Genomic DNA, 12784 nt, shown 5'->3' on the forward strand with positions numbered 1-12784 from the left:
AGTTTGTTATAAAACTTAAATGCTTTTTTTCAAAATAACTTCTAATGCAGGCGAATTAACTAGTAAAGGGCGGGTTTTTCTTTTTAAGCAAAAGAAAGGGGCCTCTGCACTTGTTGCGCAAAAGCCCCTATGACATGTTTAATTATGCTTTTTTTGCTGGTATTCCTAATCCAGAATCACCATCTTTTTAGTCGCAGTAAAGTCGGTTGTTTCCAAAGTGTAGTACAAGACCCCACTGGCCCCCAGCTGGCTCTTCTTCAAAGTCACCTGGTTATTGCCCTTGGCGTAATTGCCTTCCACTTTGTATACCAAGGCACCCTTAACGTCGCGAATGCTCAATGTTGCTTTCGTCGCCTTGGGCAGCGTAAACCCAATCAGCGTTTCATCGCTAAAGGGGTTCGGGGTATTCTGCTTCAGCTCATAGGCTTCAGTGGCCTGGATACCCTCAAAGTTCAAGGCGACCCCCAGATTTCCATTGTGCTGGTCATAAGCCTCTGGGTGTACTAAACGGTTGAGGCTTAGTGCTGAGCTTAACTTCGCATCAGCTTTTGCACGGAGCACCAGGGTAAACAATGCTCCTGGTTCGTATTTGCTGTTCCACGAAGTTGTAATGAGACCCTCATTTTTGAAGATACCAAAGTTCTCGGCCTTGGCCACTCCGTATTCGATATCCAACAACTCCACCACGCTTTGATCCAGGTTCAGCGCGAACTGATAGCCTTGGATGTTTTTCAGGTCTTCTGAGGTGAAGGCTGCCCGGTATTCATTGCCTGGTTTCAGGTTCTGTTCTAGCGTTTGGAGTTTAAAGTTGGTATTGGTACGTACCTCGGCACTCGCCAATCCATTCACACTTGCACTCGCATTCACATCCCCTACTTTGATGGCTACGAAGTTAGCCGCCACGTTGCTGGCAATATCGTTGATGCTCACCACTTCTGGGAATGCCGCAGCCCAGGGGTTGTTGGCATTCGGGAAGGTGTAGCTGGCATCTACAAAACGCCAGGAAGTGTTGTTCGCAAAATGGGTGTCGATGTTGAGGATCAATTTGCGCAGGGCAATCAAGTCCAGGGTCGAAATCGTCTTGGAGTTGTTTACGTCAGCAGCGATCATTTTGTATGGGCTGTTCAACGCCGTTACGCCAAGGATGTGTTTCTGGATCAACACCAGGTCGAAAGTAGATACCCCGTTCAGGTGGTTTTTGTCCAGTTGTGGTGTCACCGTGAAGTCGCCACCTTTCGCCAGGTTGACGAAGGAGTAACCACCATTGGCTGCTGTTGTGGCACTTTGCGAAGCTGCGCCGCTCAGGGTGATGCTGGCCCCTTGCAGATTGGCATTGCCTTCAGTGCTGATGGTACCCGCGATGTTCACTCCGCTCGCTGAACCTGGGCACACCCCACGGCTGTCGATCAGTTCTACAAAAGTGATGCAGAAGTCGTGATTGCCCGCATTGTCCCAAGCGTGTAGCTCAACCAAAATTGGCGAATTAGCGATATCTGCACAAGTGAAGTTCAAACCAGTCTGGTCTTTGTTTGCTGGTTGGCCTACGCGGTTGATTGAGTACTTGGTCACCAGTTTCAAACCATCCTTGGTTTCTGGGCCTTGGCCGTTGCAATCGTAAATCTTAGAAGCAACGAAGTCAGATGCCCATACTGCCATCATGCCGCCACCATTGCCGTCGGGCATGATGCCTGTGCTCAAGCCATTGATACAGATTGGTGCTGGACCTTTGCAGTCTTTAACGGTGAATGGAATCCGGGTTGCAACACTCAGGTTACCACACTCATCACGTACCACTACGATCAGGTCGTGCTTGCCTTCAGGCAGGTTGGCGACGTTGATCTCAAATTGGCCGTTGCCCAAATCTTTGGTGCTCCAGCGTGGAGTAGAGTACAGGATCATCTTGCTGGCATCCAAAGTCTGACCTGGAGCAATCATTAGGTACTGCGTTTCCAGGGTCACTTTGTCAGAACAGTTGTCCTTACCAGTGATCACCATTTTCAGGTTAGCCAGACAATCAGCGCCTTCGCGAATGCAGAACTCAGCAGGGTCACCAGTTACAACCGGACGAGTGTCATCGTATACTTTGATGATCTGAGTATAGATGAAGCTGTGGTAGTATTCTTCTGATTCATCACAGTAGTATGGATAAGCACGGAGGTCAGTTGTAGGGCTTACGGTCAAGTCCTTAGAAATCCAGAACTCCTCATCGCCATCACGACGGTTGTTTTCGCGGTCACGAACCAACAAGTAGATTGGGTCTTTACCATAGTTACCAAACACACCACGATCGATAACGTGGATATTTGTTTGCTCCAATGGGTCACCACAACGGTCGTCATAAGTACACCAGTTGATTACGGAGTAAGTACGGAAGATCTTGTAGCACTCATCATCCGAGGCATCGTAACGCTTGTCGCTTACGTTTACAGCCAAGATATCACAAGCCAATTCGTCGGTGATAACGGTATCAATGATTGGCGTTTTACAATCGGTAGACACGTCCTTAGGGAAACAAATGTTGTATTCGTGTACGGGCAGGATGTGGATGCGTTGCCTGCAAGTTACGCTGATTGGACCTTTAACCGTTTCTTTGGTCAAAGTCCAGATCCGGTCGATATAGCCTGCGCCACACTTCAATTTCTTCTCAGTAGTGTAAACCGTATCCAAAGCAGCACAATCGTTGCCAGATGGGATAGTGATATCGCCAAAGGCAGCCGCAGATCCTACTTTGCTGTCAATAGAAGCCAGGTTTTTGTCATCGCAATAAACGGTGACATCCCATGGAGCCAAACAGGTTGGAGCCACTTTGTCTTCGATCAGGAGGTCCATCCAGCAGTAGTTGGTGTTGCCGTAAACGTCTTCACCCCAGAGTTCCACCGTTACACGCTCAGCGAGGTCGCAGCAGAAGAATTCCACAAAATCAGCCAGCGGAGTCATCAACTTGCCACCCTTCAGGATGAAAGTTTCACCGAAGTCCGCCAAATCGCCGTCGCCGTTGCGGTCAAAACCGTCTGCTTTGGTCCAGTCGCCATCAGCTGGCAGAGGATCCAATTTGCCGTTGTTGTTGGTGTCGTATCCTTTGGCAATGAAGCTAGCTGTACATGAAGTTGGAACGTTGCGGCGAGCAGCAATCCAGGCCAGTTTGCAGTTGTCCCAGCTGCCTTCGTCGATGTCTGCTGCGCTCACCTGAGCATAACCATTGGTGTAGCCATTGGCGTTGCTCAAAGTGACATGCAAGTCATCGTCACACTTCATAACAGGTGCAATCTTGTCCTGTACTTCAAATACAAAATAAAAACTGCTACTATTGTAACACCCATCAAAAGCATCGATCACCATCAGGTGCTTGCCCACTGGAAGGCCGATCATCATGCCGTTCATCACTGCATATTCTACAGGCTCCCAGCAGATGTCTTCTTTTTGGTGATGCTCATTCGGTCCCAATATTCCATGGATACTTTCATTGCGCAATTCGGTTTGTGGATTACGCACCCAATTGTTACAGAACGGAGATTTATCCCCTTCGTATACCAAAATACCTTTCACATAACGGTCTTTGGTATACACTTTTGCACTGATGTTGCCCAAGTTGCAGTTGTCCTGGATCGTCACGCCAAAGGCGCTCTTGATCCCTGCAACAGTAACCGGTATGGCAGCAGTGCAATCCATCGGCCCCGTCGAGATTACGTATGGAGCGTGTTCTGCATAGGTTGCTGTTGGGCCTTCGAAATCTCCAATTTTGATCAGGATGTGGAAAGTATCTACGATACCACCTGCACACCAGTCAAATACATACAATTCACGATCAATTTTCACACCTTTACCACCACAGATTGGGAACTCAGTGTCTTTGATCGATACAGAATAGTTGCACTCAACCTGGTCGATGAACAAACAACGTGGGTTAGAAGGAGGATTGTTGAAGTAGCTGCATACATATGGCGTTACATCTTCCTTCTTGATCAGGCTCTTGTCGGGAGTACAAGCGTTGTACTCAATAACATGATCGTATTTGCCTTCTGGATTGGCATCCTTGAATACAAAATCACGTACATCGGGACGTTTGAACTGTATTTTTTGCACATAAGCAGAACTCATGCCATTGCAATCAGTTGCTACCCATTCGCGAGAAATGGTAGCATAGATGCCCCCATTTACCTTCATGTCATCACAATTGTAGAACACTACCTTATCGCTCCACTTCAGGGTAATCCGGCAACCACAGCTGTAGCAGTTGTCTTTGAAGTAAGCATAGCCCAGGTTTTTGATGTTGTCAGAAACCAAAGCCGGAGGTACCAAACCACAATCATCGCCGCCAATACCTTCCGCATTCAGGATCGTCTGATTCCCGCTTGCTGCAGGGCGTGGAGAACTGGTGGTATTGGTATTCCCTATGGTCAGACGATTGTTCAACACATAATTGACATCGTAACAATCCAAGGTCACATCCGCTGGTGGGCACAACAAAATGGGTTCCGCCTTGTCCTCTGCCGTTACTTTCCCCCAGCACAGGATATTCCCAAAGCTATCAAACAAGCCATAAGTCCAAACCCCAGCGCAATCGATGATATTTCCGTTGCCAGGGTTATTATCCATGACACGAACAGTAGCTCCAACACAAGCTCCATCGCCGATGATATTGGCAGTTAGCGCAAATTGGCAGTCATCGTTCAGACTAACCGTCACATCCTGACAAGCGCAGTTGGCCACCTGGAAACGTTGGCGTACTTGTTGTACACAACCAGGGTCGTTCGGGTCCTTGGCACCAGGTGTTCCTGCATCAAAGCTGTATACCAAAGTATGGACACCTCCAGATAAAGTTGCAGGATTGATTGTCAAGTTGGTAGGCGCTGCGCTGGCTCCTGCCTGAGGATTGCCATCCAAAATAAAGGTTCCTGTTCCTGCCGCACTGTTTGCTACAGTACCCGTTACGGTAAAGGGTGCAGCATTCGGTGATACCAGCACTGGAAGACCCGTAAATACTGGATCAGGATAGAAGCATTTGTTGCCGATGCTCAAGGTATCCCCGCGGTTATTGGTCACCGAAATGGTGTAGCCCACTCCATCACGGTGGTAGCCTAGCAGATCATATACTCCGGTTCCTACCCCGGTTTCCGGGATTGTATTACCCGTTACATAGGCGTTATTGGCATCGCTGTCACTGTACAAACCACTTACACTAACAATAGTCCAGGTTTGGCCTGAGGGCCCTTGAACCTCAACTTTTTCGCTAAAGGTACCTCCATTGGTCGTACTGCCATTTGCAACTACCGGTGCATTGTTCACACAAGTGCAAGGATCCGAGATTTTGATCTCTTTAGGCCGACATTCGATGATTGAGACGGATACCGCTGGAATGTCTTTTTCCACTTGTCCTGCCCCGTCTACATCGATACTTTTCAACACAAAATCAAAGGTGCCTTCATGCAAATTAAAGAGTCTGATGGTGTCCCCACTGGTATAGTCTTCAATCAACGCATTGGTTCCATTGTAACTGATTACCAGATCAAAGGGCCCGGCAGGACAACTTGCTTCTACGACAAATTGAGCATCGTCATTACAAGCTTCTGGGTTTATTGCACGGAAACTAATACTGGAAGGTGCAACTCCTCCATTGGGCAAACTACTAAGTAATTGGCCTGTGTTATTAGCTACGACCAGATTTTCTGGATCCAAGTCATAGATTGTACCTGTATTGGTCGTTATGTCTGCATCCAACGCTATCGTATCTTGCCTTTGCACAAGGGTACCATGGTTGGCAAAACTATTGCTTTGATCTACAATTGAGCCAGTTGCATCAATAAGTGCACAAAGGCCATTGTTGAACGCAACTCCGTTGTTAACAATTGCAGCGGAATCGACATTGGCAATCACAATATTAGAGGTAGGTCGGTTGCTGAATACCCCGGTTCCCGCGTTGACAATCCCTCCGCCAAAAAGAGGCCCTTTTTGGCCGATATTGATCAAACCACAGTTGTCAAATAATTTTGAGTTGTAAATGCCGGTCCCTCCAATTCCAGTATCCCGGGCCATCCAGATTTCACCGAAGTTGTAAAGATCTCCCGTATTATCAATTCCGTTTTTCAAGGCATAATCAACGAATATTTTGCCACGACGGCTATTGCGGAAGTAGGCGCTATTCTGAATACCGGTATGGAGCGTATCCGTTTCAATGATCCCCTCATTGATTAAGGTATCCGAGTTCGCAACTACAGCTTTACCACTGTACCCCATCCCGGTACCTTTAAGCTTTCCACTGAGCAAGTAATACCCGGCATTGGAGATGGCATGGTTGCTAGATTCAGAAATGGTAACGTTACCTCTTTGGTAAAACCGGCTATTCGCTTTGTTTTCGATAAACGGAACTTCCGATGCAGTGTATTTTGCATTTATTAGGTAATTAGCATCGTGAATAAAAACTCCAGAATTACTAATCACACTATTGAAATACCCCAATCTCTCCAAGTAATAATCCGCCTGGCTTAAAAAATAACCCTTGTTGATGATAAGGGAAGTAATATTTTGGATGCTATTGGCGGAAGTCGTTTTGAACAACAGGGTGTCTGTGTTGTAAAAAAGGGTATCCAAACGATTTATGATCAAGCCAGGAACACCCGAAATTTCCATGTAATTGTAGTTGGCAATTACTCTACGGCCTAAAGACGAATTGGTTTTTAAAAGCCCCCCGATTTGTTGAAATCTTCCGTAGTTGGCAATTGCCCCAAGTCCGCAGAAAAGAAATTCACTTTCTCCATTTAGCAAAATTTGCCCCGCTGCATCGTTGTACAATAAGGTTTTTGAAGTCGCCTGCAAACTCAGCTTAGAGCCAGATTTGCCGATCATCAACCCTGCATTGTATATCGCATGGTTAGATGAACGCTCAAGGCTAATATTTTTATGAAATTCAAAATACCCCAGGTTGGTGATGATGCCTACTCCGGGAGTCGGGGTGAAATCCCCAACACCTTGAATGGTAATATTCCCTTTGGAAATTAGCGTATCGCCTGCACAATTTTTAAAAGAGGGCTGTCCACCTCCATAATCACCAGTGAGGGTACCATCGTTTATGAAGATGGAATCGTTGACAATTCCGTCATTCGTCCCAGTCAAAAAGGTAAAGGTTGCACCAGTTCTATTAAAAACTTTGAATTTGTTGTATAGGGTGATGCCATTGGGAACATTGTCAAAGGACCCTGCTCGAAGACTTAAAGAACCGGAATTGTCAACTACGCCATAATTTTTAAGGGTAGTATAATTCCCTGGCTCGACAGACAATGACCCTTTGTTGATGATGGTATCTCTAGGACCGTTGTACAAACGCGGTTTTGTCCCATTATTCCCCCCGGAACCCACACTCATGTTGCCTTCATTCACCACAATCGAATCATTAATAAAGCCAGAACCATTCCCCCCTGAAACGCTAAAATTAGCAGCGGCTTTGTTGATGAAGCGATAAAGGTTATGCACTATAAAATCCGGAAAAGAACTTCCATCTATGCTTAGATATCCGCTGCGGTTTTCAACCGTACCCTGGTTGATCAATTGAGCGCCTACACCGCCTCGAATTTCGAAAGTACCTTCATTGATGATGCTAGCCTTTTTATCATTTGCGACCCCGGTACCCGCTGAAGCGCCTTGAACTGAAAAGGTTCCAGATTGGTTGTGAATAGTACCCAGGTTGAATACCCGCACATTATTACCTGAACTTACGGTAAACAAGGAGTTGTTGGTGATAACCCCGGTAGCATAGTTAAGCAAGGCAGTATCCACACCCAAATCGATGTAAAAATTACCGTTGGCATTGTTATTGACCGTACCGTAATTGACCAAGCGGTTGCCAAAACCATGGCTCAGGGATACTGCTTTTTTATTGATGAATTGGGCGCCCAGTTTATTGACAAAAGCGTCATTGTACGCAGAGTCCACCTTAAGTGTGCCTTCATTGGTCAATAGGCCCGAGTTGGTAAAGCCATCAGCGTCGCTTCCGACCACTTCCAAAACAGCGGTTGAGCCAATGGTTAAAGAAGCACCTGCTTCCAGCGTCACTGACCTTGCCCCAGCTGTACCAGACGCAATAACCGGGAAGTTACCCGAACCCGCAGATACGTTCGGAATAATCACATGATCTCCCGTGGTTGAACCTCGTTGAGGGGGAATGCTTGGTGTGCCACTCACGGTCGTCCAGTTGCCGGGAGTGTACCAATCGGTACTTACCGCTCCAGTCCATCGTACCGTATTTCCAGCCACGTTTGTCGAGGCTTTGAATGGTTTTGGCAAACTAGTGGGTAATGAGCGAGTAAGCGATATTGGCAAATGGGTGAGTAAACCCGATGATGTTTTAGGTGCAACTGTGGATGGCCGAGGGGCAGCAAAAGCCCAAATCGACATAAACACACAGAGCACTACCAGTGCAGTGGAGCGTAAACCAAAGGTCATCTTATGAGAATTATGATAAAAACTAGGTAAAAGTAGGTTTTACTTATAAGAAAACCAAACATGAAAAACAGTTATTATAAAATTACGATAAGCTATAAAATTCAAGTGCAGCAGAAGACCTTGCTCCCGCTGCACTTGTTTACTTATGTTTAATTTTTATGGCTTTATTCCAAAATCACCATCTTCTTCGTCGCAGTAAAGTCCGTTGTTTCCAAAGTATAGTACAACACCCCACTGGCTCCCAAGTGCTCCTTCTTGAGCGTCACCTGGTTGTTGCCCTTGGCATAATTGCCTTCCACTTTGTAAATCGTGGCTCCCTTCACATCCCGCACCGTCAAAGTTCCTTTCAGAGCCTTGGGCAATGTGAACCCAATCACCGTTTCATCACTGAAGGGGTTTGGGGTGTTCTGACGGAGTTCGTAGGCTTCGGTAGCCTGGATGCCCTCAAAGTTCAAGGCGATTCCCAGGTTCTCATTGTGCTGGTCATAAGCTTCTGGGTATACCAAACGGTTCAAAATCAGGGTACTGCTCAACTTTGCATCAGCTTTTGCACGGAGCACCAGCGTAAACAATGCTCCCGGCTCGTATTTGCTATTCCACGATGTGGTGATGATGCCTTCGTTTTTGAACACGCCAAAGTTCTCCGCCTTGGCTACTCCGTATTCGATGTCCAACAACTCGACTTTACTTTGATCCAGGTTCAGGGCAAACTGGTAACCCTGGACGTTTTTCAGGTCTTCAGCGGTGAAAGTCACCTTGTATTCGTTGCCCGACTTCAGGTTTTGCTCCTGCGTCTTGAGTTTGAAGTCCTCACTGGTGCGGATTTCTGCACTCGTCGCTCCATTCACACTCGCACTCGCATTCACATCCCCTACTTTGATCGCCACAAAGTTCGCTGTCATGTTGCTGGTAATGTCGTTGATGCTCACCACTTCGGGGAAGGCTGCCGACCAAGGGTTCGATGGGTTCGGGAAGACATAGCTCGCATCCACAAAACGCCAGGAAGTGTTGTTCGCAAAATGGGTATCGATGTTCAGGATCAACTTGCGCAGGGCAATCAAATCCAGGGTAGAAATCGTCTTGGAGTTGTTCGCATCCGCTGCGATCATTTTGTATGGGCTGTTCAAAGCCTGTACGCCCAGGATGTGCTTTTGGATCAACACCAGGTCGAAAGTAGATACTCCGTTCAGGTGGTTTTTGTCCAGTTGTGGGGTCACCGTGAAGTCCCCTCCTTTCGCCAGGTTGACGAAAGAGTAGCCACCGTTGGCTGCTGTTGTTGCACTTTGCGAAGCAGCACCGCTCAGGGTGATACTCGCTCCTTGCAGGTTGGCATTGCCTTCGGTACTGATCGTACCCGCGATGTTCACTCCGCCTGCTGAACCTGGGCACACGCCACGGCTGTCAATCAACTCTACAAAAGTGATGCAGAAGTCGTGATTACCCGCTTCGTCCCATGCGTGTAACTCCACCAAAATTGGTGAATTATTGATGTCCGCACAAGTGAAGTTTAAACCAGTTTGGTCTTTGTTCACTGGCTGACCCACCCGGTTGATCGAGTACTTGGTTACCAACTTCAGGCCATCCTTCGTTTCTGGGCCCTGACCATTACAATCGTAAATCTTGGAAGCTACGAAGTCAGATGCCCAAACCGTCATCATCCCACCACCATTGCCGTCGGGCATGATGCCAGTGCTGAGGCCGTTGATGCAGATTGGCGCTGGAGCCTTACAATCCTTCACCACAAATGGGATCCGGGTGGCAAGGCTCAGGTTGCCACATTCGTCGCGGCCCACCACAATCAAGTCGTGGGTACCTTCGGGCAGGTTCGCTACCTTGATCTCAAACTGACCATTGCCCAAGTCCTTCGTGCTCCAACGTGGAGTCGAGTATAGGATCATCTTGCCTGCTTCCAAAGTCTGGAAGGGGGCAATCATCAGGAATTGAGTCTCCAATTCCACCTTGTCGGTGCAGTTGTCCTTCAAAGTCACCACCTTGGTAATGTTTGCAGTACATGCCGTTGGGCTCGTGCAGAAGGTATCACGGGTGCCTGTTACCACTGGACGAGTGTCATCGTACACCTTGATGATCTGGGTATAGATGAAACTGTGGTAGAACTCTCCAGCTACTTCGCAGTAGGGAACCTCCTCGGTAAAGTCAATATCGTCTGCGTTGCCAGCAACCAAGTCCTTGGAAACCCAGAACTCTTCGATGCCATCACGACGGTTGTTTTTGCGGTCACGAACCAATACATAGATTGGTGCCTTGCCATAGTTGCCAAACACCGCCCGATCGATGATCGAGACATTGGTTTGCAGCAGTGGGTCACCACAACGGTCGTCGTAAGTACACCAGTTGATCACTGAGTAAGTCCGGAAGATCTTGTAGCACTCATCATCCGATGCATCATAGCGTTTGTCATGGACATTCACCGCCAGGATGTCGCAGCCCAATTCGTCGGTGATTACCGTGTCGATGATTGGCGTTTTGCAATCGGTACTGATGTCTTTAGGGAAACAAATGTTGTATTCGTGGACAGGTAGAATGTGGATGCGTTGCTTGCAAGTCACGCTGATCGGGCCTTTCGCCGTTTGTTTGGTCAAAGTCCAGATGCGGTCGATGTAACCTGCGCCACACTTCAATTTCTTCTCGGTGGTATAGGTCGTATCCAGAGCAGCACAATCGTTGCCCGTTGGAATGGTCACATCGCCAAAGATTTTTGCTGAAGCAAACTTGTCATCGATAGAAGCAATGTTTTTGTCATCGCAGTAGATCGTCACATCCCAGGGAGCCAAACAGGTTGGGGCCACTTTGTCTTCGATCAGCAGGTCCATCCAGCAGTAATTCGTATTGCCATAGATGTCGCCACCCCACAATTCAACTGTCACTCTTTCGGTCAAATCGCAGCAGAAGAATTCTACAAAATCCAACAGTGGCGTCATCAATTTGCCTCCTTTCAGGATGAAGGTTTCGCCAAAGTCAGCAATGTCCCCATCGCCATTCCGGTCAAAACCATCTGCTTTGCTTACATCGCCATCCGCAGGTAATGCATCCAGTTTGCCGTTGCCGTTCGTGTCGTAACCTTTGGCAATGAAAGAAGCGGCGCAGCCATCCGGTACATTGCGGCGTACCGCAATCCAGTCCAGTTTGCAGTTGTCCCAGCTGCCTTCATCGATGTCTGCCGCACTCACTTGGGCATATCCATTGGTGTAGCCATTGGCGTTGCTCAAGGTTACATGCAGGTCATCGTCACACTTCATGATTGGTGCGATCTTGTCCTTGACCTCGAAGATGAAGCAAGTGGTGGAGGCATTGTAACAACCGTCGAAGGCATCGATCACCATCAGGTGTTTACCTACTGGCAGACCGATCATCATGCCGTTCATCACCGCATACTCAACTTTATCCCAGCAGATTTGATCCTTGTTGCAGGCACCCAAGCGGTAAGCATCATTGTCACCACGTAGGTCCCCTGCCTCTTCACGCGCTTGGGGGGTACAAATTGGGCTTGCTGGCCCTTCGTATACCAATATTCCTTTTACATAACGATCCTTCGTGTACACACTCACGCTGATGTTACCCAGGTTGCAGTTGTCCTTGATCGTTACCCCAAAGGCGGTCTTGATCCCCGCAACAGTCACCGGAATGGCTGCCGTGCAGTCCATTGGACCAGTGGAAATGTCGTAAGGTGCTCCGTGCGCGTATTCAACCGTTGGTGCCGTGAAGTCTCCAATCTTGATCAGAATGTGGAAGGTATCTACAATACCTCCAGCACACCAATCCAGTACATACAACTCCCGATCGATCTTCACGCCCTTGCCCCCACAGATTGGGAACTCAGTGTCTTTGATCGATATTGAATAGTTGCATTCCACCTGATCAATGAACAAGCAGCGTGGGTTGGCACTCGTGTTGAAGTAGCTGCAAACGTATGGTGTTACATCTTCCTTCTTAATCAAACTCTTATCTGGTGTGCAGGAATTGTATTCTACAACATGATCGTATTTGCCTTCTGGATTGGCATCCTTGAACACAAAGTCATCAACCGCAGGACGGGTGAACTTGATCTTTTGCACATACGAACTACGCATGCCATTACAATCCGTAGCCGTCCATTCCCGCGAAATCACTGCGTAGTACCCGCCATTGACCTTCATTTGTTCGCAAGAGTAGAATTCTACTTTGTCGCTCCATTTCAAGGTCATCGCGGCAGCCGCAGTTGAAGCAATTGTCCTTGAAGTAGGCATAGCCCAGGTTTTTGATGTTGTCATGATACCATGTTTGAAGGATGCTGCAGGTACAAGGCCCAATTGGCAATTATCACCAGTTCCTGCTATGCCCCTTCAGCATT

2 protein-coding genes are annotated in these 12784 nt (G+C 47.8%); both read right to left on the reverse strand.

The genetic code is table 11. The features are described 5' to 3' along the window. Window positions 1-165: 165 nt before the first annotated feature. Window positions 166-8436 carry a T9SS type A sorting domain-containing protein gene (locus ACO08K_RS30295; protein ID WP_421800250.1) on the reverse strand — a complete coding sequence of 2757 codons (8271 nt, stop codon included), beginning with the start codon at window positions 8434-8436 and terminating at the stop codon, window positions 166-168. Between the two features lie 164 nt (window positions 8437-8600). Beyond that, window positions 8601-12704 carry a T9SS type A sorting domain-containing protein gene (locus ACO08K_RS30300; RefSeq protein ID WP_421800251.1) on the reverse strand — a complete coding sequence of 1368 codons (4104 nt, stop codon included), beginning with the start codon at window positions 12702-12704 and terminating at the stop codon, window positions 8601-8603. Between the last annotated feature and the right edge of the window lie 80 nt (window positions 12705-12784).

The organism is Haliscomenobacter sp. (genome assembly GCF_965225875.1).
Classification (GTDB): domain Bacteria; phylum Bacteroidota; class Bacteroidia; order Chitinophagales; family Saprospiraceae; genus Haliscomenobacter.

Coding starts and splice junctions, on each gene's coding strand:
- ACO08K_RS30295 (WP_421800250.1), bottom strand. CDS start 8,436: ATGACCTTTGGTTTACGCTCCACTGCACTGGTAGTGCTCTGTGTGTTT.
- ACO08K_RS30300 (WP_421800251.1), bottom strand. CDS start 12,704: ATGACAACATCAAAAACCTGGGCTATGCCTACTTCAAGGACAATTGCT.